Origin of the sequence: Kitasatospora sp. NPDC059577 (assembly GCF_042735475.1) — a bacterium.
Classification (GTDB): domain Bacteria; phylum Actinomycetota; class Actinomycetes; order Streptomycetales; family Streptomycetaceae; genus Kitasatospora.
The window spans coordinates 291264-317925 of the sequence record NZ_JBHWBZ010000001.1; the positions used below are offsets into that span (position 1 = coordinate 291264).

Sequence of the window (26662 nt, forward strand, 5' to 3'; positions counted from 1 at the left end):
GTTGGGGTGGGCGCGGCCGCTCCCCCCCCCCCGCCCACCGAGCCCTCCCCCCCGCGGCGGCGCGCGCGCCCGCCCAGCCCCCCCCCCCCGCCGCCGGCGGCCCCCCCCCCCGGGCCGTGCGACCGAGACGACCGGACGACGGAGCGTGCCACCATGGCGAACCCCCAGCCGACAGCCCCGCACGGCCCCGAGCGCCGCGAGCTCATCCTCCGAGCGGCGGTCCGCGAGGGGCTGCTGGACCCCGAGGAGGCACGGCTCGCGGCCTTCCTCGACCTGGACGCGGTGGCGGCGACCGTCGACTCGCTGCACCGCGCGTTCCCCGGCCCGGTCGAGGTGCTGCACGCCTTCGCGGCCAAGGCCAACTGCCTCGTTCCCGTCCTGGAGCGGCTGCGCACCCTCGGGATGGGCTGCGAGGTGGCCAGCCCCGGCGAGTTCGCGCAGGCCCTCGCGGCCGGGTTCGAGCCGGCCCGGATCGTCTTCGACTCCCCGGCCAAGACCCGCCGCGAGCTGGCGCGGGCGCTGGACCTCGGGGTGGCGGTCAACGTGGACAACTGGCAGGAGCTGGCCCGGATCGACGAACTGCTGACGACCCGGCGGACCCGCTCCAGGTTCGGGGTCCGGGTCAACCCGCAGATCGGCGCCGGCGCCATCGGGGCCATGAGCACCGCCACCGCGACCTCCAAGTTCGGCATCACGCCGGCCGAGGACGGCAACACCGGGCGGCTGGTTGCGGCCTTCCGGGACCGGCCCTGGCTCGGCTGGCTGCACTGCCACGTCGGCAGCCAGGGCTGCCCGCCGGACCTGATGGCCGAGGGCGTCGCCGCGACCGTCGCCCTCGCCCGCACGATCAACGCCGAGCTGGGCCGCCGTCAGGTGGTCGGCCTCGACATCGGCGGCGGCCTGCCGGTCAACTTCGCCGACGACCGGGTGACCCCGGACTACCCGGACTACGTCCAACGCCTACGGGCGCACGCGCCCGACCTCCTCACCGGCGAGTTCCGGCTGGTGACCGAGTTCGGCCGGTCCGTGCTGGCCAAGAACGGCTTCACCGCCGCCTACGTGGAGTACACCAAGACCTCCGGCGGACGGGCCATCGCGATCACCTCCGCCGGTGTCCAGGTGGCCACCCGCACGGTCTTCGCACCGGAGGCCTGGCCGCTGCGGGTCACCGCGCACGACCCCACCGGCGCGGCCAAGCACGGGGAGCCGGTCGAACAGGACGTGGCCGGCCCGGCCTGCTTCGCCGGGGACCTGGTCGCCGAGGCCCGGCCCCTGCCCCTGCTGGAACCGGGGGACCTCGTCGCGCTGCTGGACACCGGGGCCTACTACACCTCGACCCCGTTCTCCTACAACAGCCTGCTGGAGCCCGCCGTGTACGGGGCCGCCGTGGCGGCCGACGGGGCCGTGTGCTTCGAGACGCTGCGCCGCGCGCAGACCGTCGAGGAGCTGTTGGACCGCACCGGCGGGTGAGCCCCTCCGGCCCGCCCGCCCGCGGGCGGCCCGGCTCGCGGTCAGTCGCCGACGAACCACGCTTGCCCGTCCCGGCCCGGAGCCCGGACCGCAGTGTCGGGAACCTCGCCGGGCACCTGTATCTTGATCACTCGCCGACCTGGCGGTGTCCCGTCCCGGGAGGTGCGTCCCCGGGGGTGCGTCCCGGGGGGTGCCGACGTCCGGGTCCGGCCCGGGCCGGTGGCCGTCTTCGCGGGGAGGGGCAGAGCCGCCGCGGGCAGAGCCGCCGCGGGCAGGGTCCCCGCGGGCGGGGTCGCCGTCGCCGGGGCGTCAGGAAGACCTCGACCGGGGCTGAACGGCCGTTCCTCGTCTCAACGTTCTCGAAGGATCCCGCATGACCGTTTCCGTCCCGCCGGACAGCCCGCAGCCCACTGACGCCAAGCCGGCCGAGGTCGAGTCCGCCGACGCCGAGCCTGTTGACACCGAGCCTGTTGACGCCGAGTCGGCCGGCGCCGCTCGGGTTGACGTCAAGGCTGCCGACGCGGACCGGGCCGGTGCCGAGCCCGCCGACGCCGACCCGTGGACGCCGCTGGACCCGGGGCAGGGCGCGGCTCCGGCGTCGGGCGGGGCCGCGGTGCCGGCACCTGCCGCACCTGCCGCGGCCCCGGCCGAGGCTTCCGGCCAGGTCCCGGTACCCGGCCAGGCCCCGATACCCGGCCGGGTACCGGCCCCCGGCCAGGCCCCGGGCGTGCCGTACTGGCCGCCGTACCCGGTGGCGGCGCCGCAGCCCCGCAACGGTCTGGGCACCGCGGCCATGGTGCTCGGCATCGTCGGTACGGTCCTCAGCCTCGGCATCATCCTGTTCTGGCTGTCGTGGCTGCCGGCCCTGCTCGCCCTGATCTTCGGTGTCATCGGCATGGGCTACGCGCGCAAGGGCCAGGCGACCAACCGGGGGATGGCGCTCGCGGGCGTGATCCTGGGGATCACCGGTCTGCTGGTCTCGGTCGGCACCGGCGTCGTCGTCGTGCTGCAGGTGCAGGCCGTCAAGCAGGAGGAGCGGGCCGAGGCGGAGGCCGCGCGCGTTCGCAGCGAGGCCGCGATCCAGGCCGCCGAGGAGCGGGCGGCGCAGGAGAAGGAGCGGATCGAGACCGAGCGGAAGCGGATCGAGGCCGAGAAGGAGAAGGCCGCCGCGGACGAGCGGGCCCGGCGCCTGGCGTTCGGCCAGTCCTACACGTACCCGGACGGGCTGAAGGTCACGATGGCCCCGCCGGAGCCCTACGTCCCGAGCGAGACCGTCTTCGAGGCCCCGAAGAACGCCAAGATCCTCCAGGTGAGGATCACCGTCGTCAACACCGGTTCCAAGGACGTCTCGCTCTACGGTTCGGGCATGCCGTTCGTCAGGGACGCCAACGGGGGCCTCGTCTTCCAGGTGATCGACGGGAGTAACCGGATGAAGCTCCTCGGCGGCTCGCTGGCCCCCGGGCAGGAGGCCACCAGCCTGTCCGCGTACGCCCTGCCGAACAGCGCGGCCGGCACGTTCACCGTCGAGTTCGACTACGGCAGCGGGCTGCAGCGCAAGAACGTCATCTGGTCCGGCTCCCCCAGCTGACCCGGAACCACCCGGCCATGTGCTTTCCCCCGGCCGCGTGCTGTCCCCGCGCCACGCGTCTCCCTGGGCCTCGGCTGACCCGTCCGGCGCAGCGTGGCGCGCGGGCCGGGCGGGGTGCTGCGATCTTCGGAGGACGCCCGGCCGCGCCCGACCGCCGGGTCCCGTCGTCCCGTCGTCGTCCCGAGACCGTGGAGGCCCGGATGTGGCAGGCACCCCCAGCCCCCGTCAGCCGTGAGTGGCTCCCGGTGCTGGACATGCCGGCGGCCGCTGCGCAGAACCGCTGGACGGTGCTGCTGCGCGCGCTGCTGCTGATCCCCCAGTTCGTGGTGGTGTGGGCGCTGTCGGTGGTGGCGTTCTTCGTGACCGTCATCGGCTGGTTCGGCGCGCTGGTGCTCGGCCGGCTGCCCGGCTTCGTGGTGGACTACCTGACCGCGTTCGTCCCGTACGAGACCCGCGTCACGGCCTACCTGATGCTCACCGTGGACCGCTACCCGCCGTTCGCGTTCCACGCCCCCGACTACCCGGTGCAGGTCGGGCTGCGGCCGGGGGAGCTGAACCGGCTCGCCGTCCTGTTCCGCATCATCCTCGTCATCCCGGCGTCGATCGTGCAGGGCCTGGTGTACGCGGGCTGGTGGATGGTGGCGTTCGTCGTCTGGGTCGTGGTGCTGGTCCTCGGCCGGATGCCGCAGCCGCTGTACGAGGCGACGACCGCGATCCTGCGCTACCGGCTGCGGTACGACGCCTACCTGGTGATGCTCTCCTCCGCCTACCCCAAGCGCCTGTTCGGCGACGAGCCGGGCAGCGAGCCGGACGGACCGGTGTCGGCCACCCGCCCGCTCGTCCTGAGCGGCGCCGGGCGCGGCCTGCTCGTCGTCTTCATCCTGCTCGGCGTGGTCTCCTGGACGACGAGCTCGGTCACCGCCTCGGTGGACTCGGACGACGACGACTCCGGCGACCCGACCCGGCACGTCGACGCGCCGCTCGTGCCGGGCCCCGCCGACGGTCCGCAGCGGAACCTGCCGGGTCGGTCGTAGCCGACCGTTCCGCGGCGGCCGGGGGCCGGTCGGCCGGTATTCGATCTTCGCTACTCTGATCGAATGACCGACAAGCTGGTGCACCGTTACCGTCAGGCCGTGGAACCGCTCTTGGCCGTGGGGGAGCGGATGCTGGACGTGGCCACCGTCTACCCGGTGGCCGGGGCCGAGGGCCTCGGGGACGGACTGGGCGCCAAGCTCGGGAACAAGCTCTCACGGATCGGCGCGGTGTCCGGGCAGACGGGGAGCCTGGCACAGAGCTTCCCCACCGGTGAGGGCGCGGCCATGCACAAGCTGCTCCTGGTCACCGACCAACGCGTCGCCTTCGTCTCGACGAGTGACATCCGGAAGGCCGGCGAGGTGCACTGGCACGTGCCGCGCCACTTCGTCACCCGCGTCGAGCGCCGCCCGAGGCTCCAGGCCATGGCCCGGTTCCGACTGCACTTCGCCGACGGCTCGGCGGTCTCGGCCCTGACCCTGCGGCGGCGCACCATCGAGGCCCTGGCGGACCAGCTGGGACGGTAGCCGGGCCACCGTCCCCGGGGCGTGCCCGTGGCGGCGGCCGGACGGGGCCGGCCGCCGGGGCGAGCGACGGGGCTACCTGCCCTCCGAGGCCCCGCCGCCTCCGGACCGCTTGCGGCGGGCCCGGATCTCCGGATGCTCCGCGGTGATCTCGATCAGCAGGTCCGGATGGAATCCGGGGCAGCCGAACGAGGGCGCGCCGGTGAGTTCCCACGGCTGCGTGCACGTGTCCACGTACCGGGGGTCCAGCGAGCCGGAGACCTCGGCGACCCAGGTGCCCAGGAGGACGGGGCCATCGGGGAACAGGAACGGGTCGAGCGCCCAGGACGTGCCGTCGTCGCAGTGGAGCACGGGCGCCACGTGGTGGTTCCACCGGTGCGGGTCGTGCACCACGAAGCCCTCGGCGGGCACCACCCACACCTTGCTCAGGTTGTGGCAGGCGATGCTCGGGTGATGTGCGTCGATGTGGAGGCACACGGCCTGCGCCAGGTACTCGCAGCCGTCCGTGCCCTGGTCCCGCGGGGCCTCGACGGCCCCGGTGATCTCGCCCCACAGGTCCGCCGGCGCCGTGCGGCCGAAGGGCACCGGCGGCACTGCCGCCAGCTGCGCCGCGCGGGCCCGGAGCGCGGGCATCAGGTCCTCGGCGATGCCCGGGAAGGGGCTCAGCCAGTCGAGGACGGAGGTGACCCCCGCGATGCTCCGCAACTGCCCGACCGCATCGGTCTCGATGAACTCCAGGCAGGCCTGCCGGACTCGGAACAGCTCCTCCTCGTCCGCGTCGGTGTGGAACTCGCGCTGCGTCATCACGTCGAAGAGGGCCTGCCGGGACAGTCCGCCGACCTGGTACGAGGTCAGGGGTGTCGGCTCGTCCTCGTCCTCGTCCTGTGCCGCTGCCGAGGTGAGGATCCTGGCCAGCCACTCGGGCAGTGGCTTCTCGTCGTCCTCCGCCGACTCGGAGGCGGAGCCGGACGACGAGCCCGAGCCGGACGACGAACCGGAGCCGGACGACGAACCGGAGCCGGACGACGAACCGGAGCCCGAGCCGGACGACGAACCGGAGCCCGATTCCGAACCCGAGCCCGAGCGGGACGACGACTCGCGGTTCGTGGGCGCCGGTGCGATGACCGCTGCCTGCGGTTCCGTCCGCCGACGCTTGGCGGCCGGTTCCTCGGTACCGGCGGAATCCTGCTCGGCGGCCTGCGCGAGCGCCTGCTCGTCGGCCAGACCCTTGCCGATCGGTGTGCCCAACTCGTTCTCGCGCTTCACGGCACGCCTCCCCCGGGGAGGGCCCCACGCGCCTCCCGGCCTGAGAGACTATGCGGAACACCCCACGTACGAAAGGCTTTTGGCCTGCCGCCGTGGCCGACCGGGACCGCCCGGGCCCGGTGTACGGGGGAAGCACCGGGCCCGGGCGGTGTCGACGGCGTCAGGCCCAGGGGTTGAACGGGATGCCCGCGGGCTTCGACGCGTTGAGGAGGTTGCGGAAGCGGTCGTCCTTGTCGGTCGTCTTGATGGTGGCCGATCCGAAGTCGGCGTTGTTCAGCCGGTCGCGCAGCCAGGTGCTGGGCCAGCCGTTCCAGTCGACGATGGGGGGCTGGCGCCAGTTGTGGTAGTGGTTCTCCGGCGGCTCGTCGTTGTTGTTGGCCAGCCGGAACAGGTGGGTGAGGCCGGGCAGGCCGTCCTTGTGGTAGACGACCTTGGGGTGGCTGCCGTCGAACCGCACGGACGAACGCGGGTACGTGGCCTGGCTGCTGTGCTGGGTCAGGCTCAGGTACTCGACCTGGTTGGACGACTGCTTGACCCAGGAGATGACGTGCTCCCAGTCGTGGCGGTGGCCGCCCGAGCCCTGCACCGTCTGGTCCTTCTCGAAGTAGCTGGCGTACACGATGGCGCACCAGCCGTTGTTGCATTTGGAGCGGGCGTAGGTCTGGGACCGGTCCAGGTCGGACTGGTCGCGGCAGTTCCCGTTGATGGCGCCGGTGGTCTTCAGGCCCGGGTTGAGGGTGCCGTCCGGGGCGATGGCGGAGACCGCGTAGCAGCCGTCGACGTCGTAGTCGTAGGCGGGCGAGAACGACGCCTCGTAACCGCCTGCCCGCTGGGGCAGGTTGGGCAGGGAGTCCGCCTGGGCGGCGGTCCCGGGGAGGGTGAGCAGCAGCGCGCCGGCGCCGACGAGCGTGGCGATCCCGCGCCGGCCGCGGCCGGTCCCGGTGGTCCCGGTGGTGGTGCCCGTGTCCGTGGCCTTGCGGTCCTGACCTCGTGTCAAGAAGTTCTTCATCGTCACCTGTTTCCATGGTCGTCGCACTGGCCGGCCGGCGGTGACCGGCGGCCCGTGACGAGCATGGCGTGCGCACCGGCCCGGGCGGAACAGTCACATGACGTACGGACACGGAGACCGTCTCTACACGACCCGACTCGACCGGGTCTCCGTCAAACGACCTAACCGGTCCACCGCGGGAGCCGGTCCGCAGGACGCGCGCCACCCGGCGGGGCCTCCGGACGCGTACGCCCCGAGGGCGCGCGGACGCGAGGCCCCGGCCTCGCGGGTGTCCCGCCGCCGTGTCGGATCGTGGGACGGAAGATCGGCGGCCTCCGATCTGCGGCCGGCTCCGGCGGTGCTCGTTGGCATCCGCGAGGAGGCCTCTGCAGGCCGCTGACCTGGTGATTACGGTGGTGGACGCAGGGCAGGACGAGGGTCCGGTGCCCCCGAGACGTGAGGTCGATCCCATGAGCCTGAGCATCCGCAACCAGATCCCCGGCACCGTCATCTCCGTGACCACGGGCGAGGCGATGGCGACGGTGAAGGCCCGCCTGGACGGTGGTCAGGAGATCACGGCGGCCGTGACCGCCGACGCCGTCAAGGACCTCGGCCTCGCCGAGGGCACCGCCGTGCGCGCCTTGGTGAAGTCCACCGAGGTCTCGCTCGCGACCGGACCGGTGTCCGGTCTGAGCATCCGCAACCGGATCCCCGGCACGGTGGTCGACGTGGCGACCGGTGCCGCCATGGCGACGGTGAAGGTCGCCGTCGACGGCGGCGAGCTGACCGCGGCCATCACCAGGGAGGCCGTGACCGAACTCGGTCTGGCGGCCGGCTCCCCGGTCGTCGCGCTCATCAAGTCCACCGAGGTCTCGCTCGCGACGGCCTGACGCGGGTGGTCGACGGGAGGGCCCGTCCCGGGTGGACGGCCGCCCCGACGGGTCCGGTTGCGACCTCGTCCGGGACACCGCTCTGCGCTCCGCCGCGGTGCCCTTCCTGTCCACGGGCGACGGACTGATCCACACCGTCCTGCGCGAACCGGTCCTTCCGGGCAGCGACGCGACCACGATCCTTGACCCGTACTCCTGCGCCGAGATCGACCCGCGGACCGGGACCGTCGTGCGGCGCGCGTGGCCGGGCAGCGGCTTCCGCTACGACACCCTCCGGATGGCCGGGACCATCGCGCCCGGCGGCGTCGTCCTGCAGGGGACGGTGACGGGCGTCGTCCGGATCGCCGGGCGGTAGCCCGGGAACGGTCGGGTGGCGGACCCGGGAACGGCGGTGTGCCGCCCCGGCCGTGCCGGGGCCTACTCCGGCGCGGGGAGGGCCTCCTGCTTCCCCGGCGCGGCTGCCGCCCGGTCCGGCGCCCGGTCCGGCGCCCGGCCCGGCGTCGGGTCCGGCGTCCGGGAGCGGCGCAGCCCCGGGGCCAGCAGCAGGGTGGCGGTCAGCGATGCCGCCGCGGTCGCCGCCATCGCGGTGGCCGGGGACGTCAGCTCGGCCGCCGCGCCGGCCGCCGCCGCACCGACCCCCTGCAGGGTGAGCATCCCCGCACCGTGCAGGCCGAGCGCCTGCCCGCTCAGCTCGTCGGGCGTCAGCGCCACCAGCCGCTCCTGCAGCAGCAGCCCCGACGCGTACCCGGAGGTGGCGAGCGTGACCAGCACCAGGGCGAGCGGCAGCCCCGGGTCGAACGCGAAGAACAGGTACGGGGCGGCGAGCAGGACGCACAGCGGGACGGCCAGCCGGTCCCGCCACCCGGCGGGCAGGAAGCGGCCCGCGACGGCGTCGCCGACCAGCATGCCGCCCGCCCCGCAGGCGAACAGCAGGCCCGCGTCACGGGGCGCGTACGGGACGTACAGCGACTCCACGCCGACGACCAGGCCGTTCGGCACCCACAGCGCGAGGTAGACGTACCGGCGCGGCACGGACGACCAGAGCAGCGCGTCGGTGCGCCACGTCCCGGCGACCGACGTCCTGCCGGTGTGCCGGGGCGGGCGCCGGCTCAGCCCGAGCCGCGCCACCGCGGCGGCCAGCAGGTACAGGCCGGCGGCCGACAGCAGCGTGCCGCGCGCCGAGAGCAGTGCCACCAGTGCGCTGCCGACCGCGAAGCCGCCGATCTGGACGACCCCGGCCGACATGGTGAGGACGGACCGCCCGAGCAGGTAGCCGTCCCGGGTCAGCACCTCGTTGAGCAGCCCGTACCGCACCCCGCCGCCCACCGAACCGACGACGCCGAGCACCAGCAGCACCGCGAACACGGCCCCGACCGGCAGCCCCGGCACGGCCTGCACGGCCGTGCCCGCGCAGAACAGCAGACCGAGACCGGTCAGGGCGGCGCGCGGCGGCAGCCGGTCCGCCCCGGACAGCACGGTGGCCGCGCCGACGACCTGGGCCAGCGCGGGGCCGAACATGGCGAGGGAGGACAACAGGGCCGACTCCGTCCGCTCGAACACCAGGATGCCGAGGGCGAGCCCGCCCACCGTCTGGGCGGCGGTCTGCCCGGCCGAGGCGAGGAGGAGCGGGGTGAACTCGGCGGTACGGAAGAGCTCCCGATACGTACGCATGCGGCAGAGTCTCTTCGGGGCGACCGACCGGTCGTCAGTCTTTCGCAGGGAGGCGAAACGATGGGCTGGTGGCGGATCGACGCGGACACCCTCGCCGGGGGACGGTTCGTCACCTCCCCCCTGGCCGAGACGCTCGCCGCCCTGAAGACCCTGCACCGCGCCGGCGCGGCGCACCCGGGCGAACACCACTGGCTCACCACCCACCTCGCCGGATACCGCGGCCACCTGGCCGAGGAGCCCGTCACCGCGGCCCTGGTCGCGGCCGCGCTCGGGCACCGGTGGAACGCCACCTTCCTCACCCCCACCCCCCTCGGCGACGGCGACCCGACGTTCGCCGAGGAACTGGAGCAGGTCCGCGACACCCCGCCCGCCGTGGTGCGCGCCGACCTCGCCGAGACCCTCGGCGGCCCGCTGCCGGACCGGCTGCGCCGCGACGACCTCGCCCGGCGCGCCGCGGACCTGCTGGAACGGGTGTGGACCGAGACCGTCCGGCCCTCCTGGCCGCGCCGCCGCCGGATCATCGAGGCCGACGTCGTCGCCCGGACCGCCCGGCTCGGCCGGGACGGCTGGGCCGTCACCCTCGACGGGATGCGGCCCGGCATGCGCTGGCTCGGAGCGGACCGGCTGCAGATCACCGACTGCGACGGCCCGCCGCGGGAACTCTCCGGCGCCCGGCTGATGTTCGTCCCCGTCACCCCGGCCCAGAGCTGGGTCTGCTGGGACGCCCCGGCGGCCGGCGGACGGCGCACGCTCCACGCCCGGCGGTACGCGGTCGTCTACCCGTGCTCGGGCGTCCTCGTCGACGACGAGCGCCGCCCCGTACCGAAGGCCCTGGCCGCCCTGCTCGGTGCCGCCCGCGCCGAACTCCTCACCCTCCTCGACACGCCGAAGACCACCACCCAGTTGGTGGCCCTCACCGGTCAGACCCTGGGCTCGGTCGGCCGGCACCTGCGGATCCTGCGCGAAGCCCGGCTGGTCCGGCGTCGCCGCGCGGGCCGCTCGGTCCTCTACTACCGGACCCCGGCGGGCCAGATCCTGGTCGACGCGCAGCAGCCCACGTCCGGCGCGTCCTGACGGCGGTGTGCCGCGGGCCCGCGATCGCGCGGGGCGACGTGTGCGCCGACTTGTGCCGAAGCGCCGACTGAGTCTCCGTCAGCAGTGGTGCTCAGAGTGCGAGTTCAGGGTCGGGAGCAGGAGCCGGGCCGCGGCCGGGGGTCAGGGGTCAGGGGTCAGACCAGCTTCGCGCCCCAGGCGCGGGCGCGGTCGAGTTCGCCGGCGCGCAGCGGCCCGTCGTTGTCCTCCACGATGAATCCCTCGGGTTCGGCGACCATGTCGTAGCGGTGGTGGGAGAGCCGGTGGGCGATGCCGTTGGCGGCGCCGCCGGACCTGGCCATGTCGACCCGGGTGTCGAACGCGGCGGCGTGGGTGCCGGGTTCGGTCTTCGGGAGGTCGTGGAACCAGGCCCGCAGGCCCGGGCCCTCGGCCGTCGCGCGGGCCTCTTCGGCGGCCTTCTCGTGGCCCTCCTTGTGACCCTCGGCACTGGCGGCCATCCGGCGGCTCAGCCCGGAGGACATGCCGTGCATGTGCGTCGGTCCGCCGACCACCAGCAGGTCCGCGGAACGGGTGACGTCCTCGCTGACCTCGGCCACCGGGAGGCAGTCGACGGCCGCTCCGGGGTCGGCCTCGTGGACGCCTTCGGCGATCGCCTCGGCGATCTCCCGGGTGTTGCCGTACATGCTCTCGTACACGATCACGGTGTGCATGGTCTCCACCTTTCCTCGCTTCCAGCCTCGCTCCGGAACTGTCCTGCGGAGATGGGCCGTTCGACCCGTTCCGGTCGCCGGAAGGTCCGTCGCCGGATGGTCCGTCGCCGGAAGGTCCGCCGGCGGTCGGACCCGTTGATGGTCGGGCCCGTCGGTGGAGGGGCCCCTCGGCGGGGCGGGCCCGGTGGATCGCGGTGCTCTCCCGCTCCGCGACCGGGCGACGCCCTACGGGTAGGTGGCCGGAACCGTCACGACCGGGCAGTGCGCGCGGTGCAGCAGGCCGTACGGGACGGAGCCGAGCCGCATGCCGGTGAAGCCCCCGCCGCCCCGGCGGCCGACGACCACGGCGAGGGCGTGCTCGGAGGCCCGGGCGAGTTCCTCGACCGGGTGGCCGCGGACCAGTTCGTGGGTCACGGTGACGTCGGGGTGGCGGTCGTGGCGGCCGACGGTGGACTCGAAGAGCAGCCGGCGCAGGATCCGGTCGGTCGCGTCGTCGTCGAGGTTGCCGACCGGCGGGCGCTGCCAGACCCAGAGGACGCGCAGGACGGCCCCGCGCTCGGCCGCGAAGTCGAAGGCGAAGTCGACGGCGGGTGCGGACGACGGGCTGCCGTCCACGCCGAGGACGACGAACGGCGGGTCCTGGGTGGTGTGCTCGGGGTTGCGGACCACGACCACCGGGCAGTGCGCCTGGGCGCTCACCGGGACGGCCACCGAGTAGGTGCTCAGCACCTCCGCGGCCCGGCCCAGTCGGCGGGAGCCGAGGACGACGAGCGCGGCGTGACGGGATTCCCGGCACAGCGCCGGCGCCGGGACCTCCTCGGGGACGTCGGTCGTCAGGGCCAGCCCGGGGTGCCGGCCCCAGGCCACGTCGGCGGCCCGGTCGAGGGCCTGCTCGGCCCGCTCGCGCAGGGCCTTGTGGTAGCGGTCCTCGTCGAAGGGCCGGAACTCGCGGTACAGGGTCGGGACGGCGTGCACCAGGCGCAGCGACAGGCCCCGGCGGTCGGCCTCGTCGGCGGCCCAGGCGGCGGCCATCGGGCCGGTGTCGTGGGCGTCGACACCGAGGACGACGGAGCGGCCGGGGCTGTCGGAGTTCGCGGGGGTCATGGCGGTCCTCCTCGGGTTCGGCGCTGCGGGCCTGCTCCCACGCTAGGCACCGGTCCCGGCCCGCCGCGAGGGCCGACCGGCCCGGCCGGCGGAGACCGGCGACCCCATCCCACCGCCCGCGTCGCCACCATCCGGGCCGCCACCGCCCGCGCGACCGCCCGCGCGACCGCCCGCGTCGCCACCATCCGGGCCGCCACCGCCCGCGCGACCGCCCGCGTCGCCACGGCCTGCGTCGCCACCGTTCGCGTCGCCACCGTTCGCGTCGCCACCGCCCGGTGGCCCGGGTGGGCCCTCGGGACCCGGGACCGGGGCCGTCCGGCCCTCGGAGATCGGGCACCGGCCCGGCAGACTGATCCTGAGAGCAGAAGCCCCGTGGCACGGAGGAGGCGCGTGATGTCCGTCGCAGCCACCCCGCCCGGTCACCCCGCCTCCCACACCTCCCTGCGCGGGCACGTCCGCCGGGCCGCCGGCCGTGATCACAACCCGCTCTGCCGCCCGCTCGACCGGGTGTACAGCGGCCTGATCACCGGGGTGGCGCTGATGCTCCTCGTCGCCTCCGTTCTGGCGGTGGTCGCGGCGGTGCTCGTGTACGGGGCGCAGACGCGTGACGCGACGCGGTTGGCCCGGCACCGGCACGTCGTCACCGCCGTCACCACGGGCCCGGCGCAGGTGGTCGACCCCGGGGCGGGCCGTGTGCGGGAGCACGCGCCGGCCCGGTGGACGTACCCGGTCGGCCCCGGTTCCGGCTTCGTCCCCGTGCCGGACGGCACGTCCGTCGGGACGGCCGTCCCGGTCGGGCTGAGCGACGCCGGTCGGCCGGTCGGTGCCCCCCGGCCGACCGGACTGATCGTCTCGGACGCCGTCCTGACGGGCCTGGGCACGGTCGCCGCGCTCGGGTTCGTCACGGAGGGCTGGTTCGTGCTGTGCCGCCGCCGGCTGGACCGGCGGGCCGAGCGGAGTTGGGAGGCCGCCTGGGAGCAGGTGGAGCCGGGCTGGTCCGGGCGGCGGTGACGCCCCACGGGCGGTGAACGCCCCGGCTGTCGGTGATCGCCCCGCTGTCGGTGACACCCGGCAGGCGGTGACCGCCCCGCCGGTGGTGCATGCCCTGCGAGTGGTGAAGCCCAGGAGGTACGCCATGTCCGCCGTCCCACCGCCGACCACGGCGGAGGCCCTGCTGGCCGACGGCACCACCGTCGGGATCCGGCCGTTCGCCCCGGACGACCGGCGGGCGGTCCTCGACCTGCATGCCGCCGGGATGTCCGAGGAGAGCCGCCGGATGCGCTTCTTCGGGGTCAGCCGCAACGCGCCCGCGCAGGCCGCCGCCCGGCTGTGCGGGGCGCCGCGCGCCGGCCTGCTGGCGTTCGGCGCCTGGGCGGGGGAGGAGCTGATCGGCGAGGCCGACTGCGAACTGCTGGACGACCCGCCGCGGACGGCGGAGCTCGCGCTGGCGGTGGCCGACCGCTGGCACCACCGGGGCGTCGCCACCCTGCTGCTGGAACACCTGGTGCACGCCGCCCGCGCGGCCGGCGTCCGCTTCTTCGAGGCCGACACGCTGTCCGGCAACCGGGCCGTCCACCGGGTCTTCGCCGACCTCGGGCTGCCCGTCGAGCGCCGGTACGCGCAGGGCGAGGTCAGGCTCAGGGTGCCGCTGGACGAGGGCGACGAGCGCTACCGCGCGGCGGTGGACGAACGGGGCCGCCGGGCCGACGTGGCGAGCCTCACGGCGCTGCTGCGCCCGGCCTCGGTCGCCGTCGTCGGGGCGTCCCGCCGGGAGGGCTCGGTCGGGCGGAGCGTCCTGGCGAAGATCCGGAAGGGCGGCTTCACGGGAGCGCTGTGGGCGGTCAACCCGCACGCCGCCGAGATCGACGGCAGGCTCGCCTACCCGGACGTCGCCGCGCTGCCCGCCGTGCCGGACCTCGTCGTCCTGGCGGTGCCCGCCGACGCCGTCCCCGGGGTGGCGGAGGAGTGCGGCGCGGCCGGTGTGCGGGCCCTGGCGGTGCTCACGTCCGGCCTCGGCCCGCAGGAGGCCCGCCGCCTGATGCGGGCCTGCCGCCGGCACAGCATGCGCCTGGTCGGGCCCAACAGCCTCGGCCTGGCGCAGACCGACCCCGCCGTCCGGCTGGACGCCGAGTTCGGCGGCGCCTTCCCCAGGCCGGGCACGGCCGGGGTGGCCGTGCAGAGCGGCGGTGTGGGCATCGCGCTGCTGCAGCGGCTGGCCTGGCTGGGCATCGGGGTGTCGAGCTTCGTCTCGCTCGGCGACAAGTACGACGTCAGCGGCAACGACCTGCTCCAGTGGTGGGAGTCGGACGGCCGGACCGACCTCGCGCTGCTCCACCTGGAGTCCTTCGGTAGCCCGCGCGCCTTCGGCCGCACCGCCCGGCGGGTCACCCGTACCGTCCCGGTGCTCACCGTCGACGCCGGCCGCTCGACCGCCGGGCGCCGGGGCGCGGCCTCGCACACCGCGGCCGCCGCCACCCCCACCGTCACCCGCGAGGCGCTGTTCCGCCAGGCGGGCATCACCGCCGTCCGCAGCATCGACGAACTGGTCGAGGCAGCCGCCCTGTTGCACGCCCAGCCACTGCCCGCTCCGCGCGGCGCGGTCGCCGTGGTGTCCAACGCGGGCGGCATCGGCATCCTGGCCGCGGACGCCTGCGCGGAGGCCGGACTGGAGCTGCCGGAACTCCCGGCAGGCCTCGCGACGTTCCTCCCGCCCGGCGCCTCCGTCCGCAACCCGGTGGACACCACGGCCGCGGTAGGGCCGGTCGAACTCGCCCTCTTCCTGAGGGAGTTGGAGCGCGTCGAGGCCGTCGACGCGATCCTGGTGTGCCTGGTGCCGACGGCCCTCGGAGCGGTTCCCGACCAGGATCCGGCACGCGCCCTGCTGGAGGGCCCGGCCCGCCGCGCCGTCCCGATCGCCGCCGTCCTGCTCGACCAGCAGGTGCCCGTGCGGCACCGCACCTGCGCCGACGGCGGGCTGCTGCCCGCCTACTCGGACTCCGTCGCGGCCGCCCGGGCCCTCGCCCACGCGCGCGACCGCGCCCGCCGGCTCGCCGAACCGCAGCCCGTGCCGGTCGACGTCCCCGGCTGCGACCGGCCCACCGCCCGCAGCCTGGTCGACGGCTTCCTCACCGCTCACCCCGGCGGCGGCTGGCTCGACCCGCTGACCACCGCCGACCTGCTGGACGCCTACGGGCTGCCGCTGGTCACCTCGGTGTGGGCCCGCGACGAGCACGCGGCCGTCGCCGCGGCGACGGAGCTGCGCCGGCACGGACACGACGGGCGGACGGCCCTGAAGGCGTACTGGCCGGATCAGGTCCACAAGAGCGCGCTCGGCGCGGTCCGCACCGGCCTCGCCACCGACGACGAAGTGCGCTGCGCCTACCGGGAGTTCGCGGAGCGGTTCGGCGCCGAGCTGGCCGGCGCGGTGGTCCAGCCGATGGCCGCGCCGGGCGTCGAACTGCTCGCGGGCGTGGTCCAGGACCAGGTCTTCGGCCCGCTGGTCGTCCTCGGCATGGGCGGCACCGCCGCCGAGGTGCTGGCCGACCGGGCTGCCCGGCTCGCCCCGCTCTGCGAACGCGACCTGACCACCATGGTCACCGAACTCCGCAGCGCACCACTGCTGTCGGGCACCGGCGGGGCGCCGCCCGTGGACCTCGCGGCGGTCCGCTCCGTCCTCGCCCGGTTGTCCCGGCTCGCCGAGGACTTCCCGGAGCTGGTCGAGACCGACCTCAACCCCGTCATCGCCCGCCGGAACGGCGCCGTCTGCGTGGACGCCCGGGTGCGGCTCGAACGCCGTCCCTCGTTCGACCCCTACCTGCGGCGGCTGCGGCGACCGGCCGCCGCCGAGGGGGAGTGACCGCCGCCGCCTTGCCCTCGTCCGGGGGTGCCCGGGCCGTTACGCCGGTGGTGCCGTCGCGGTCGTCACGCCCGTACCTGCGGGTGCGCGGTGGGGTGCACGACCGCCCGCACGCTCCGGATGACGTGGGCGAAGCTGCGCACCATCGCGCCGGTCATCAGGAACAGGGCACCGATGAGGAACCACCCTTCCTTCTCGTCGAGGGTCAGGGCGGCAGGGCGCGCCGCCCGGTCCGACGCGGGGGCGGGAGACGTCGTGCCCTTGGCGATCGAGACGACGCCCGACAGGGCGTGCGCGACCGCGCCGGCGAGGAGCGCCGAGGAGCCGAGCACGAGCCATCCGAGTCGTCCGAACTCGTCGGATCCGATGGCAACGCCGGGACGTGACACGTGGTGATGGATGCCGCGCATTCGTCTCGCCTCCTTGGCCGGATGCGGTGAGGACGATCCCCCCTCCGAGGTTCCCAGGGCGGGGCCGGTCCGCCATGGGCCATCCGGCCCACACCTGAAGGGCCGGAAGGCGTCGGGACCACGCGTCACGCATCGCTCCGGTAGGGGCCGGGCCCCCGCAGACGCCCTGCCGTGCGGGAGAGGAGCGCCGGACGAGGCCGGACGGACCAACGCCGTGGTCCGTGCGGCCCAGGCCGGGGCTGAGGTTCGGCCCTACCGTGGTCGTAGGGCTTCCGATCCGAGGCCGTGTCGTCTCCCCGGAGGCCCCTCCGGCCAACTTCTCCGCGCCCGCCTCCCCGTTCCCGGTGAGGCGGCTGCTCTCGAAGGAGTCGATGTCATGACCAGCAGTGCCACCGAGGCGGGCCGCACCCCCTACGCCCCCGAGCGACGCCCCATGGCGACCGGGTGGACCGTCTTCGCCGGGATCATGCTGATCGCCGGCGGCATCATGGCGATCTTCCAAGGGATCGCCGGCATCACCAAGGACGACCTGATCGTCGTCACCCGGCACTACGTGTATTCGATGAACACCACGGGATGGGGCTGGATCCATCTGATCCTCGGGATCGTCATCGTCCTGGCGGGCGTGGCGCTGTTCACCGGCGCCGTCTGGGCCCGTGCCGTCGGTGTCGTCGTCGCCGGGCTGGGCATGATCGCCAACTTCCTGTGGCTGCCCTACTACCCGTTCTGGGCGATCGTCCTGATCGTCATCGACGCCTTCGTCATCTGGGCCCTGTGTGTCGGGACGACCAGGAAGGAGACCTGACGGGCCCGGGGCAGTCCTGACGGGCGCAGCGGAGGAGTGTTCCGAGCCCGACCATTGTCGACCGGCCCGGCCCCGGGATCGCCCGGGGCCGGGCCCCGCGGTGCTCCCGGGCGGTGCCCGGGTGCGTGCGACCCGCAGGACCCGTCCCCCGGACGGATCACCCCGGGGTGCCGCTCGTCGGGCCCTACGGGGCAATGGTGGTCAGCGGCGCCACGGCCGCGCGAGAGTGCCGGGAGCCCCGATGAACGAGCCGCCGCAGCCGCCGTCCGCGCCCGGGACGGGCCGGCGGGAGGCGCGGCGCCGGTGAGCGGCGCCGGGTGGGCCGGTGTGGCGGTCGCCGGTGTCACCGCCGCCTACGCGCTCGCCTCGCGACGCCTGGCGAGCACCCCCCTGTCCGCGCCCATCGTGTTCGTGGGAGCCGGCATCGCCACGGGGCCCGTCGGCCTCGACCTGATCAGCGCCGAGCACGACCGCGGACCGCTGCTCACCCTGCTGGAGGCGGCGCTGACCCTGGTCCTGTTCACCGACGCCATGGCGGTGCGCCCGGAACAGCTGCGCACCGGCGCCGCCCTGCCCGTGCGGCTGCTCGGGATCGGACTGGCGCTCAGCATCGCGTCGGGCTGGCTGCTGGCCTGGCCGCTGCTCCCCGGGCTCACCGGATGGGAAGCGGCCCTGGTGGGCGCCGTCCTGGCGCCGACCGACGCGGCGCTCGGCGCCGACGCCATCGCCAACCCGCGGGTGCCCGGCCTGGTGCGCCAGGGGCTCAACGTGGAGAGCGGGCTGAACGACGGCATGGTGCTGCCGTTCTTCGTCCTGTTCCTGGCGGCCATCCCGGGCACGGCGTACGCCGAGGAAGGGGTCGGCGGGACGTTCTGGCGGGCGCTGCTCCTCAGCACCGTCCTCGGCCTGGCCGTCGGCGGGGCCGGCGGCCGGTTGCTGCGGTCCGCCCGCGACCACGGCTGGATCACCCGGCAGTGGTGGCAGATCCTCGTCCTCGCGATCGCCGCGGGCGCCTACGCCTTGGCCACGGTCACCCGTGGGAGCGGCTTCATCGCCGCCTGGGTGGCCGGGTTCGCCTTCGCGTACGCGATGCGCGGCAGCGGCCGCCGCAGCGGCAGCGTCCCGTCGGCGTCGGCGTCGGCGCCGTCGTCCGCGGTGCCGGTGCCGGTGCCGGTGCCGGTGCCGGACGGCGACGACACCGCCGACTTCGCCGAGGACCTCGGCAACCTGCTGGCCATGCTCAGCCTGCTGGTCTTCGGCGCCGTGCTGCTCGGCCCGGCCCTGGAACACCTCGGGTGGGGCATCGTCGGCTACGCCGTGCTCAGCCTCACCGTGGTCCGGATGGTCCCGGTCGCCCTCTCCCTGGCCGGCACCGGGCTGAAGCTGCCCACCGTGGCCTACATCGGCTGGTTCGGCCCGCGCGGGCTCGCGTCGATCGTGCTCGGGCTGCTGGTCGCGGAGCAGCAGGTCCCCGGGGTCGTGCTGGTCGGCCGGGTGGTCGCGGTCACCGTCGGCCTCAGCGTGCTCCTGCACGGGGTGTCCGCGGTGGCGTTCTCGGACCGCTACGGGCGCTGGTACGAACGCGCCGCCGCGCGTGACCGGGGCCTGCGGGAGAGTATCGGTACCTCGCGCGCGATCCGGCGCCGCAGGCTCGACGTGACCGGCCCACCGGGGGAGTGAGACCACGGCCCGGCAGTCCGGCAGTCCGGCAGTCCGGCAGCCCGTCCACCGGACGGCCGCCTCGTCCTGCCGTTCTGCCGCCCTGCCGACAGGTCGCGCCGTCCCGGGCCGGACCGGCCCGGGAAGCAAGGACCGTACGGCCCTGTCCGCAGGCTCCCCCGCCGACGGACAGTGAAGGCGGGACCACCGTCGGAGGCCGCCGCCGCGCCGCCCCGGGCCGGGGACGCCACCGGGCGGGCCCCGGAACACCCGCGCCTTTCGCGTCGCGTCGAAGGAGGCCACGATGACCGGCACACCGAGCACCGTCGCCGACGTCATGACCCACGCCGTGGTGGCCGTCGGCCGGGACGCCGACTTCCGCGACATCGCCGACACCTTGCAGCGCTGGCGGATCAGCGCCGTCCCCGTGCTGACCGGCGACGGCCGGGTGGTCGGGGTGGTCTCCGAGGCCGACCTGCTGACTGCCCGGGACCGCGACGGCGAGCGCGCCGACGCGCTGACGGCCGGGCGGATGATGTCCGTGCCGGCCGTCACCGTGCACCCCGGCAGCCCGCTCAACGAGGCCGCCCGGGCGATGTCCCGCGGCCACCTCAAACGGCTCCCGGTGGTCGACGGGCAGCACTACCTGGTCGGCATCGTCAGCCGCGGCGACCTGCTGAAGGTCTACCCCGGGGACGACCGCGAACTCGCCGACCGGGTCCGCTTCGAGCTGGCCGCCGCCCTCGGCCCGCGCGCCGCCGTGGACACCGGCGTCCGCTCCGAGAACGGCCGGATCACCCTGACCGGCGCACCGCCGGGCACCCTGTCCGCACCGCTCCTGGAACGCCTGGTGCGCGCCGTACCCGGCGTGGTCGGCGTCGAACTGCGCCTCGCGGCGTCGGCCTGACGGGCCCGACCGGGCGCGGCGACGGCGGCCCCGCACGCGCCCGGCCGCTGTCGCACCGCCCGGTCGGCGCGGTGCGCCCGGCCGCGCCGACGAGCAGAATCGGTGGTGTCACCGCCCGTTCGGCCCCACGGAGGAGGAGGCCATGGACACGCCCCGGCCCGTACGCGTCTTCCTGCTGGACGACCACGAGGTGGTGCGGCGCGGCGTGCGCGACCTCCTGGAGGCCGAACCGGACATCGAGGTCGTCGGCGAGGCGGGCACGTGCGCCCAGGCCCTCGCCCGGGTACCGGCGCTGCGCCCCGACGTCGCCGTGCTCGACGTACGGCTCCCGGACGGCGACGGCGTGAACGTCTGCCGGGAACTGCGCGACCGGGAGCCCGCACTGGTCTGCCTGATGCTGACGTCCTTCGACGACGACGACGCCCTGCTCGACGCGATCATGGCCGGCGCGGCCGGGTACGTCCTCAAGGAGGTCAAGGGCGCCGACGTGGTCAGCGCGGTCCGCACGGTCGCCTCCGGCCAGTCCATGCTCGACCCGGCCACCACCCGCAGGCTCATGGAGAACCTGCGCCACCACGAGGAGAGCGACGCCGACGCGGCGCTCGCCGGCCTCACCCCGCGCGAACGGGAGATCCTCGCCCTGGTGGGGGAGGGCAAGACGAACCGCCAGATCGGCCAGGAGCTCTACCTCGCCGAGAAGACGGTGAAGAACCACGTCTCCCGGCTGCTCGCCAAACTGGGCGTCGAACGCCGCCTCCAGGCCGCCGTCCTCGCCGCCCACGCGGACCCCGACCAGCAGCACCACCGCCCGTCCTGAGCACCCCGTGGGAAGCGGCCGGGCCCGAGCGGGCCCGCAGGTAGTGCCGAACGGCCCAAGCGGCACCCGGGCCGCCGGCCGCACGGTGGAGGTGAGCGAACTCCCGCCACGGCCGAGGAGACGGCGATGATGTTCCGGAACGACGGCGGCACGAACGGCCGGGGCCTCGGCCTGATGACCCTGAGCATGCTGCTCTTCCGGGCACTCGTGGTCTTCGGCGGGATCGCCCTCGTCCGGTACCCGGGCCGGACGGCCCCGCACGGCCCGACAGCCCCCGTGCCGCGCCTGACACCACCGCAGCGGCCCACCCCGGACCGGGTGCTCGCCGAACGCCTCGCCCGCGGCGAGATCGACCCCGACGAGTACCGCGCCCGACTGCACACCCTGCGCGGCGGCGATCCGCCCGCCGCCGGCTGATCCCGGCGGACCACGCACCCTGGAGGCGGCCATGCCCACCCTCGCCCTCGACGCCTCCGCGCTGGAGAAGCTCGTCTCCGCGGCGGTCGCGGCACCCTCGATCCACAACAGCCAGCCCTGGCGCTTCCGGCTCCAGCCGGACACCTCGACCGTGGAGGTCCGCGCCGACCGCAGCCGTGCCGTCCCGGCCGCCGACCCGCAGGGCCGGGCGCTGCACATCTCCGTCGGTGCGGCCGTCCTCAACCTGCGCGTCGCCGCCCGTCACCTCGGCTGGGCCCCCGAGGTGCGCCTGCTGCCCGACCCGTCCGAACCCGACCTGTTCGCCGCCGTCCGGCTGGACGCCCCGGCGGGTGCGCCGGCCCCGGGCACCGAGCAGCTGTACGGGGCGATCTGGCGCCGCCACTCCATCCGCACCCCGTTCACCGGCGAGCCGGTCCCACCGGCCGTCCTCGACGAACTGGCCACGGCCGCCCGCTCCGAGGACGCCCTGCTCCACCTGCCCGACCACCAGGAGACCGCCCGGCTGCTGCACCTCACCGCCGAGGCCGAGCGCCGCAACACCACCGACGAGGCGCAGCGCACCGAGAGCCGCAACTGGATCCGCACCGGCCCGACCCCGCCGTACGGCATCCCGGTCGACGCGCTCGGCCCCCAGGACGCGGCCGGCCACCTGCCGATGCGCGACTTCGCCGCGCTCCACGCCGCCGAACACCACGCCCCCGCGCTCTTCGAGGCGGAGCCCCGCCTGGCCGTCCTCGCCACCGGGCACGACACCCCGCAGGACTGGCTGCGGGCCGGCCTCGCCCTGGAACACGTGCTGCTCGCCGCGACCGTCCACGGCGTCCGGGCGTCCCTGCTGCACCAGGCCATGGAGTGGCCCTACCTGCGGTGGGAGGCCCGGGACCCGCACCGCGGCCCCGGCTACGTCCAGATCCTGATCCGCCTCGGCTACGGCCCCGAAGGCGCCCCGACACCCCGCCTGGCCCCCGGCGACGTCCTGGACCGCCCCCGCCGGTAGCCGGCCGGCGGGCCGTCGCCCGACCGGTGGTCCCTCGTCAGGTCGCGGGGCCGGGCCGTGCGCGGCTGATCCGACCGCCGCGGCGGCGTGGGAACGCCGTCGCGAACCGTCGGTTTCCCGGCCGGTTTCCCGGTCGGTTTCCCGGTCGGTCGCTCAGTCGGCGGGCAGCGGGACCCGCCAGTGCAGTTCCGTGCCGCCCTCGGGGCGGGTGCGGGCGGTGAAGGCGCCGCCCAGGGCGGTGGCCCGATCGGCGAGGTTGGCGAGGCCGCTGCGGCGGCCGCCCCCGGGGAGACCCACCCCGTCGTCGGTGACCGTCACGGCCAGCTCGTCACCGGCGGCCACGGTGACCTTCACCGTTGCGGCCCCGGCGTGGCGGGCGGCGTTGGACAGGGCCTCCTCCAGGACGGCGACCGCCGCGTCCGCGACCTCGGCGGGCACCGTGACGTCGAGCAGCCCGGTCATCCGCAGGGTCGGGGCGAAGCCCAGGGAACGGGCGGCGCGGTCCACGACCTCGACGACGCGGGCCCGCAGGCCGGACGCGGCCGGCCCCCGCTCGCGCAGGCGCAGGCCGAAGATGGTGGCGCGGATGGTCTTGGCGGTCTCGTCCAGGTCGTCGATGGCCCGCAGCACCCGGTCGGTCGCCTCGGGGTGCTCGATGAAGCGGGTCGCGCCCTGCAGGGTCATCCCGGTCGCGAAGAGCCGCTGGATGGCGAGGTCGTGCAGGTCGCGGGCGATCCGGTCGCGCTCCTGCAGCAGCGCGAACCGCTCCGAGTCCCGGCGCCGCTCGGCGAGTTCCATCGCCACCGCGGCCTGCCCCGCGAAGCCGAGCAGCGGCCCGGACTCGTCCTCCTCGAACAGCGGCGCGCCGGAGGCCCGGGCCAGCAGCAGCACGCCGCGGATCCCGCGATCGGCCGTGCCGACGGGCACCGCGACCGCCGGGCCCAGGCCCTTCCAGCGCGGCGGCCCGGCGGTGATCCTCGGGTCCTTCTGGACGTCGGGGCTCACCACGAGCCCGCCGATGCGGAAGGCCGCGCCCATGAACGAGCCCTCGACCGGCAGCACCAAGCCGCGGTGCGCGTCCTCGCCCAGCCCGACGGCGATGCGCACCTCCAGCTCCGTGGTGTCCGGCAGCGGCAGGGCGACGACGGCGAGGTCCGCGCCGGCGATCTCGGAGGCGCGGACGAGCAGCAGGTCCAGCACCTCCTGCTCCGCGCTGCCCGACAGCAGGCTGCTGGTCACCTCGGCACTCGCCTCCAGCCAGCGCTGCCGCTGCCGGGCCCGGGCGTAGAGCCGGGCGTTGTCGATGGCGACCCCGGCGGCGACGGCGAGGGTGGCGAGGACGGACTCGTCCTCGGCGTCGAACTCCCCGCCGCCGCGCTTCTCGGTCAGGTAGAGGTTGCCGAACACCCTGTCCCGGATCCGGATCGGCACCCCCAGGAAGCTGCGCATCGGCGGATGGTTGGCCGGGAACCCGTAGGAGGCCGCGTGGTCGGAGAGCCGGCTGAGCCGCAGCGGCTCGGGGTGGCGGATCAGCTCGCCGAGGATGCCGTGCCCGGACGGCAGGTCACCGATCAGCTTGACCCGGTCGTCGGTGACCCCGACCGGGATGAACTGCGACAGCCGCTGGTCCTCGCCGATCACGCCGAGCGCGCCGTACTCGGCGTCCACCAGGGTGACCGCCGCCTCCACGATGTGCTGCAGTGCCTGGGTCAGTTCCAGGTCCCGCCCGACCGCCAGCACCGCCTCCAGCAGGCTGTGCACCCGGTCGCGGGTGCCGCGGGCGGCGTCCAGCCGGGCCTGGAGCTCGTCCAGGAGTTCGTCCAGCCGGAGCTTCGGCACGGGGGCGCCCGGCTCCGACGTGCCGGTGGCCGAGGCGCCGACGTCCGAAGCGCTGGTCTCCGAGGCGCCCGGCTCCGATGTGCTGGTCTCCGACGCGCTGCCCAAGGCGTCCTCCCTGGCTCGCCCCCGATGGCCCACTGCGACCAGACTAGGCGTGATCTCCCCCGGCAGCCGGGAGCGAAGGGGGCCGAACGGCCCGCCGGGAGCACCCCACCGGGCCCCTGGTGACGGGCGCGGCCGCGGACAAGGCTGGAGAACACCGGTGGTGTGAGCGGGACCGCCCCGGCCCCGCCGTCCGCCCGCCCGCCGAGAGGAGCGACCGCGGCATGAAAGCGCTCATCTACCACGGACCCGGCCGCCGCGCCTGGGGCGACGTCCCCGACCCGGTCGTCCGCGACCCCGAGGACGCCGTCGTCCGGGTGGACGCGGTCACCATCTGCGGCACCGACCTGCACATCCTCAAGGGCGACGTCCCCGAGGTCGCCGCCGGCCGCGTCCTCGGCCACGAGGCCGTCGGCACCGTCACCGATACCGGACCGGGCGTGCGCGCCGTCGCGGCCGGCGACCGCGTCCTCGTCTCCTGCATCTCCGCGTGCGGCCGCTGCGCCTACTGCCGCGCCGCGAGCTACGGCCAGTGCACCGGCGGTGGCGGCTGGATCCTCGGCCACCTCGTCGACGGCTGCCAGGCCGAGTACGTCCGCACCCCCTTCGCGGACACCTCGCTGCACCAGCTGCCCGACGCCGTCCGGGACGAGGACGCCCTGCTGTTCGCCGACATCCTGCCCACCGCCTTCGAGGTCGGCGTCCGCAACGGCCGGGTCGGGCCGGGCGACACCGTCGCGATCGTCGGCGCCGGGCCGATCGGCCTCGCCGCGATCCTCACTGCCCGGCTGTTCAGCCCCTCCCGCGTCATCGTGATCGACCTCGCGCGGAGCCGCCTCGACGCCGCCGCGCGCCTCGGCGCCGACACCACGCTCACCGTGGCCGACGCCGCCCCGGAGGCCGTCCGGGCGCTCAGCCGGGACGGCCTCGGGGTCGACGTCGCGATCGAGGCGGTCGGCGTCCCCGAATCCTTCGAACTCTGCACCCGACTGGTGCGCCCCGGCGGCCGGGTGGCCAACGTGGGCGTCCACGGCAGGCCCGCGGTACTCCACCTGGAGGACCTGTGGATCCGCGACGTCACCGTCACCACCGGCCTGGTCGACACCGACAGCACCCCGTTGCTGCTCGACCTGCTCGCCGTCGGCAGGCTGGACGTCGGCGGACTGGTCACGCACCGCTTCGGGCTGAGCGAGATGCAGGACGCCTACGCGGTCTTCGCCGACGCGGCCGGTGTCGGGGCGCTCAAGGTCGCGCTCTTCCGGACGTGACCCGGCCCCGAACGCCCCGGCCCGTCAGGCCACGTCGACGGTGAGCGCCGCCGTGTGGACCGTGCCGTCGGTCTGGAACTGCAGGAACGCCCGCCAGTGCCCGGCTTCGCCGAGCAGGGCGTAGAAGGTCAGGGTCGGCCCGCCGTGGTCGCCCTGGACGGGGGTGAAGGGGTGGAGGTGGGCCAGCGCCCGGTCGCCCTCGTGGACGATGCTGAGGTGGGCGTAGCTGTCGAGGTACGGCTGGAGGTCGGTCACCGGCAGGCCGTCCTTGCTGATGGTGACGGTGAGCGGGGCGGGCGTCCCGGCCGTGAGCTGCCCCTGGACGGCGACGGTGTAGCCGTCGACGCTGGTGGTGCCGGCCGGGGCGGGCAGCGGCTGGGCATCGGCCCGGCCGGGCACGGTCACGGTGCGGCTGAGGACCGTTTCCCGGCCCTTTCCGGGACCGGTGTTCGGTGTGAACGCGGCGTACAGGCGCCAGTCGCCCGGTTCGAGGGCGGTGAGGCCAGCGGTCCAGGTGCCGTCGGCGGCCATCGGGGGGTGCAGGTGCTGGTACCCGGTGAGGTCGGAACGGATCGCGTAGAAGTGCAGCTGCTTGGTCTGGACTTCGGCGAAGTCGGTGACCGGGCGGCCGTCCGGGCCGGTGATGGTGAACGGGTAGGTGACGGCCTGGGCGGCGGGCAGGGTGCCGGTCGTGGAGTCGAGGCGGTAGCCGTCGCGTTCGGTGGCGAGGCCCTCTCCGGTCGCGTCGGCCGGCATGCCGGCCATGCCGGGCATCCCTGCCATCCCCGGCATCCCGGGCATTGCTGCCATTCCCGGCATCCCGGAGGATGCCGCACCGGGCGCCGTCGCCGTCACGCCGTGCTCCGTGCCGTGCGCCGTGCCGGGCGTGCCGGGCGGGCCGGCATGGTCCGCGTGCGGTGACGACCCGCGCGCGGGCAGGGCGAGCAGGGCGATCGAAGCGACCGCCAGGACCAGCGAACAGGCGTAGAGGATGCGGTGCCCCGCCCAGCGCTTGGTCGCGGGGGGAGCCCCCTGCTCGGCGGACGCCGACTTCTCGTGCTCGCTGCCGGTGTTCATCCTCGCCCGTTCTCCTCTCGGCCCGCCGGTCGGGCCGCGCTGTTCAGGAGATCCGGGCGGCGGGCGGCGATAACGGAAAGTCGCGGGCGACGGGGGTGGTGGGGGGGGTGGGGGCCGCCCCCACCCCCCCACATCGACCCCCCGGCCGCCCCTACCGAGGCCCCGCCCCCCCCGCCCCGCCCCCCCCCCCC

The 26662-nt window shown here is 75.2% G+C and carries 24 protein-coding genes; 16 read left to right on the forward strand and 8 right to left on the reverse strand.

Annotated elements, in window-relative coordinates; genetic code table 11:
* Nucleotides 1-153: 153 nt before the first annotated feature.
* From ACFV0O_RS01410 to ACFV0O_RS01425, 4 genes are all read left to right on the forward strand, one after another.
* Complete coding sequence (locus ACFV0O_RS01410) at nt 154-1470, forward strand: diaminopimelate decarboxylase (RefSeq protein WP_380334695.1); 1317 nt, start codon at nt 154-156, stop codon at nt 1468-1470.
* A gap of 373 nt (nt 1471-1843) precedes the next feature.
* Entirely contained in the window at nt 1844-3058 is a 1215-nt protein-coding gene (locus ACFV0O_RS01415) for a DUF4190 domain-containing protein (RefSeq protein ID WP_380334698.1), read from the forward strand.
* A gap of 200 nt (nt 3059-3258) precedes the next feature.
* Complete coding sequence (locus tag ACFV0O_RS01420; protein WP_380334701.1) at nt 3259-4092, forward strand: DUF4389 domain-containing protein; 834 nt, start codon at nt 3259-3261, stop codon at nt 4090-4092.
* Nucleotides 4093-4155: 63 nt separating this feature from the next.
* Nucleotides 4156-4617: a hypothetical protein gene (locus tag ACFV0O_RS01425; RefSeq protein WP_380334705.1), complete on the forward strand. Its 462-nt coding sequence runs from the start codon at nt 4156-4158 to the stop codon at nt 4615-4617.
* Between the two features lie 72 nt (nt 4618-4689).
* Here the strand turns inward: ACFV0O_RS01425 and ACFV0O_RS01430 are convergent, their stop codons facing one another.
* Together ACFV0O_RS01430 and ACFV0O_RS01435 are read right to left on the reverse strand one after the other, a co-directional pair.
* Nucleotides 4690-5880 (reverse strand): protein-glutamine glutaminase family protein, encoded by a 1191-nt coding sequence (locus ACFV0O_RS01430; protein ID WP_380334708.1) that lies wholly within the window; start codon nt 5878-5880, stop codon nt 4690-4692.
* Between the two features lie 160 nt (nt 5881-6040).
* Nucleotides 6041-6889, reverse strand: a complete 849-nt coding sequence (locus tag ACFV0O_RS01435) for an NPP1 family protein (protein ID WP_380334711.1) — start codon at nt 6887-6889, stop codon at nt 6041-6043.
* A 449-nt stretch (nt 6890-7338) separates the two neighbouring features.
* Here ACFV0O_RS01435 and ACFV0O_RS01440 point away from each other — a divergent pair, with 449 nt between their 5' ends.
* Nucleotides 7339-7758: a molybdopterin-binding protein gene (locus tag ACFV0O_RS01440; protein WP_380334714.1), complete on the forward strand. Its 420-nt coding sequence runs from the start codon at nt 7339-7341 to the stop codon at nt 7756-7758.
* 31 nt (nt 7759-7789) lie between these two features.
* Nucleotides 7790-8113 (forward strand): hypothetical protein, encoded by a 324-nt coding sequence (locus ACFV0O_RS01445; protein ID WP_380334717.1) that lies wholly within the window; start codon nt 7790-7792, stop codon nt 8111-8113.
* A gap of 62 nt (nt 8114-8175) precedes the next feature.
* On the opposite strand, the gene ACFV0O_RS01450 is transcribed toward ACFV0O_RS01445, so the two are convergent.
* Complete coding sequence (locus ACFV0O_RS01450) at nt 8176-9429, reverse strand: MFS transporter (RefSeq protein ID WP_380334720.1); 1254 nt, start codon at nt 9427-9429, stop codon at nt 8176-8178.
* 60 nt (nt 9430-9489) lie between these two features.
* Here ACFV0O_RS01450 and ACFV0O_RS01455 point away from each other — a divergent pair, with 60 nt between their 5' ends.
* Nucleotides 9490-10503 (forward strand): ArsR family transcriptional regulator, encoded by a 1014-nt coding sequence (locus ACFV0O_RS01455; protein WP_380334722.1) that lies wholly within the window; start codon nt 9490-9492, stop codon nt 10501-10503.
* 155 nt (nt 10504-10658) lie between these two features.
* Here ACFV0O_RS01455 and ACFV0O_RS01460 read toward each other — a convergent pair whose 3' ends face one another.
* Both ACFV0O_RS01460 and ACFV0O_RS01465 read right to left on the reverse strand, forming a co-directional pair.
* Nucleotides 10659-11192 (reverse strand): flavodoxin family protein, encoded by a 534-nt coding sequence (locus ACFV0O_RS01460; RefSeq protein WP_380334724.1) that lies wholly within the window; start codon nt 11190-11192, stop codon nt 10659-10661.
* A 225-nt stretch (nt 11193-11417) separates the two neighbouring features.
* On the reverse strand, nt 11418-12296 hold the full coding sequence (locus ACFV0O_RS01465; protein WP_380334727.1) for a universal stress protein: 879 nt from the start codon (nt 12294-12296) through the stop codon (nt 11418-11420).
* A gap of 393 nt (nt 12297-12689) precedes the next feature.
* Here ACFV0O_RS01465 and ACFV0O_RS01470 point away from each other — a divergent pair, with 393 nt between their 5' ends.
* Both ACFV0O_RS01470 and ACFV0O_RS01475 read left to right on the forward strand, forming a co-directional pair.
* Nucleotides 12690-13307: a hypothetical protein gene (locus tag ACFV0O_RS01470; protein WP_380334730.1), complete on the forward strand. Its 618-nt coding sequence runs from the start codon at nt 12690-12692 to the stop codon at nt 13305-13307.
* Nucleotides 13308-13431: 124 nt separating this feature from the next.
* Nucleotides 13432-16152: a GNAT family N-acetyltransferase gene (locus tag ACFV0O_RS01475; RefSeq protein WP_380334732.1), complete on the forward strand. Its 2721-nt coding sequence runs from the start codon at nt 13432-13434 to the stop codon at nt 16150-16152.
* A 65-nt stretch (nt 16153-16217) separates the two neighbouring features.
* Here ACFV0O_RS01475 and ACFV0O_RS01480 read toward each other — a convergent pair whose 3' ends face one another.
* The gene (locus ACFV0O_RS01480) at nt 16218-16562 is read right to left on the reverse strand and encodes a hypothetical protein (RefSeq protein ID WP_380334735.1); all 345 of its coding nucleotides are present in this window, start codon (nt 16560-16562) and stop codon (nt 16218-16220) included.
* A gap of 376 nt (nt 16563-16938) precedes the next feature.
* Between ACFV0O_RS01480 and ACFV0O_RS01485 the strand changes: the two genes are divergently transcribed.
* From ACFV0O_RS01485 to ACFV0O_RS01510, 6 genes are all read left to right on the forward strand, one after another.
* Nucleotides 16939-17367, forward strand: coding sequence for a hypothetical protein (locus ACFV0O_RS01485; RefSeq protein ID WP_380334737.1), 429 nt, complete (start codon nt 16939-16941; stop codon nt 17365-17367).
* Between the two features lie 303 nt (nt 17368-17670).
* Nucleotides 17671-19047: a cation:proton antiporter gene (locus ACFV0O_RS01490; protein WP_380334740.1), complete on the forward strand. Its 1377-nt coding sequence runs from the start codon at nt 17671-17673 to the stop codon at nt 19045-19047.
* A gap of 283 nt (nt 19048-19330) precedes the next feature.
* Nucleotides 19331-19933 carry a CBS domain-containing protein gene (locus tag ACFV0O_RS01495; protein ID WP_380334743.1) on the forward strand — a complete coding sequence of 201 codons (603 nt, stop codon included), beginning with the start codon at nt 19331-19333 and terminating at the stop codon, nt 19931-19933.
* A gap of 142 nt (nt 19934-20075) precedes the next feature.
* Nucleotides 20076-20750 carry a response regulator gene (locus tag ACFV0O_RS01500; protein WP_380334745.1) on the forward strand — a complete coding sequence of 225 codons (675 nt, stop codon included), beginning with the start codon at nt 20076-20078 and terminating at the stop codon, nt 20748-20750.
* A 126-nt stretch (nt 20751-20876) separates the two neighbouring features.
* A complete protein-coding gene (locus ACFV0O_RS01505; protein WP_380334746.1) occupies nt 20877-21167 on the forward strand; it encodes an SHOCT domain-containing protein in 291 nt (96 codons plus the stop codon).
* 31 nt (nt 21168-21198) lie between these two features.
* Complete coding sequence (locus ACFV0O_RS01510) at nt 21199-22185, forward strand: Acg family FMN-binding oxidoreductase (RefSeq protein ID WP_380334748.1); 987 nt, start codon at nt 21199-21201, stop codon at nt 22183-22185.
* A gap of 153 nt (nt 22186-22338) precedes the next feature.
* On the opposite strand, the gene ACFV0O_RS01515 is transcribed toward ACFV0O_RS01510, so the two are convergent.
* Nucleotides 22339-24024 carry a GAF domain-containing protein gene (locus tag ACFV0O_RS01515; RefSeq protein WP_380335367.1) on the reverse strand — a complete coding sequence of 562 codons (1686 nt, stop codon included), beginning with the start codon at nt 24022-24024 and terminating at the stop codon, nt 22339-22341.
* Between the two features lie 326 nt (nt 24025-24350).
* On the opposite strand from ACFV0O_RS01515, the gene ACFV0O_RS01520 reads away from it, so the two are divergent.
* Complete coding sequence (locus ACFV0O_RS01520) at nt 24351-25394, forward strand: alcohol dehydrogenase catalytic domain-containing protein (RefSeq protein ID WP_380334750.1); 1044 nt, start codon at nt 24351-24353, stop codon at nt 25392-25394.
* A 24-nt stretch (nt 25395-25418) separates the two neighbouring features.
* On the opposite strand, the gene ACFV0O_RS01525 is transcribed toward ACFV0O_RS01520, so the two are convergent.
* On the reverse strand, nt 25419-26471 hold the full coding sequence (locus ACFV0O_RS01525; protein ID WP_380334753.1) for a hypothetical protein: 1053 nt from the start codon (nt 26469-26471) through the stop codon (nt 25419-25421).
* Between the last annotated feature and the right edge of the window lie 191 nt (nt 26472-26662).

Bases quoted from the DNA above. Each gene is read 5' to 3' on its own strand.
- ACFV0O_RS01450 (WP_380334720.1), bottom strand. From the start codon at position 9,429: ATGCGTACGTATCGGGAGCTCTTCCGTACCGCCGAGTTCACCCCGCTC.
- ACFV0O_RS01475 (WP_380334732.1), top strand. From the start codon at position 13,432: ATGTCCGCCGTCCCACCGCCGACCACGGCGGAGGCCCTGCTGGCCGAC.
- ACFV0O_RS01525 (WP_380334753.1), bottom strand. From the start codon at position 26,471: ATGAACACCGGCAGCGAGCACGAGAAGTCGGCGTCCGCCGAGCAGGGG.
- ACFV0O_RS01480 (WP_380334735.1), bottom strand. From the start codon at position 16,562: ATGCGCGGCATCCATCACCACGTGTCACGTCCCGGCGTTGCCATCGGA.
- ACFV0O_RS01440 (WP_380334714.1), top strand. From the start codon at position 7,339: ATGAGCCTGAGCATCCGCAACCAGATCCCCGGCACCGTCATCTCCGTG.
- ACFV0O_RS01410 (WP_380334695.1), top strand. From the start codon at position 154: ATGGCGAACCCCCAGCCGACAGCCCCGCACGGCCCCGAGCGCCGCGAG.
- ACFV0O_RS01455 (WP_380334722.1), top strand. From the start codon at position 9,490: ATGGGCTGGTGGCGGATCGACGCGGACACCCTCGCCGGGGGACGGTTC.
- ACFV0O_RS01470 (WP_380334730.1), top strand. From the start codon at position 12,690: ATGTCCGTCGCAGCCACCCCGCCCGGTCACCCCGCCTCCCACACCTCC.
- ACFV0O_RS01495 (WP_380334743.1), top strand. From the start codon at position 19,331: ATGACCGGCACACCGAGCACCGTCGCCGACGTCATGACCCACGCCGTG.
- ACFV0O_RS01465 (WP_380334727.1), bottom strand. From the start codon at position 12,296: ATGACCCCCGCGAACTCCGACAGCCCCGGCCGCTCCGTCGTCCTCGGT.
- ACFV0O_RS01435 (WP_380334711.1), bottom strand. From the start codon at position 6,889: ATGAAGAACTTCTTGACACGAGGTCAGGACCGCAAGGCCACGGACACG.
- ACFV0O_RS01510 (WP_380334748.1), top strand. From the start codon at position 21,199: ATGCCCACCCTCGCCCTCGACGCCTCCGCGCTGGAGAAGCTCGTCTCC.
- ACFV0O_RS01485 (WP_380334737.1), top strand. From the start codon at position 16,939: ATGACCAGCAGTGCCACCGAGGCGGGCCGCACCCCCTACGCCCCCGAG.
- ACFV0O_RS01505 (WP_380334746.1), top strand. From the start codon at position 20,877: ATGATGTTCCGGAACGACGGCGGCACGAACGGCCGGGGCCTCGGCCTG.
- ACFV0O_RS01500 (WP_380334745.1), top strand. From the start codon at position 20,076: ATGGACACGCCCCGGCCCGTACGCGTCTTCCTGCTGGACGACCACGAG.
- ACFV0O_RS01415 (WP_380334698.1), top strand. From the start codon at position 1,844: ATGACCGTTTCCGTCCCGCCGGACAGCCCGCAGCCCACTGACGCCAAG.
- ACFV0O_RS01460 (WP_380334724.1), bottom strand. From the start codon at position 11,192: ATGCACACCGTGATCGTGTACGAGAGCATGTACGGCAACACCCGGGAG.
- ACFV0O_RS01425 (WP_380334705.1), top strand. From the start codon at position 4,156: ATGACCGACAAGCTGGTGCACCGTTACCGTCAGGCCGTGGAACCGCTC.
- ACFV0O_RS01520 (WP_380334750.1), top strand. From the start codon at position 24,351: ATGAAAGCGCTCATCTACCACGGACCCGGCCGCCGCGCCTGGGGCGAC.
- ACFV0O_RS01420 (WP_380334701.1), top strand. From the start codon at position 3,259: ATGTGGCAGGCACCCCCAGCCCCCGTCAGCCGTGAGTGGCTCCCGGTG.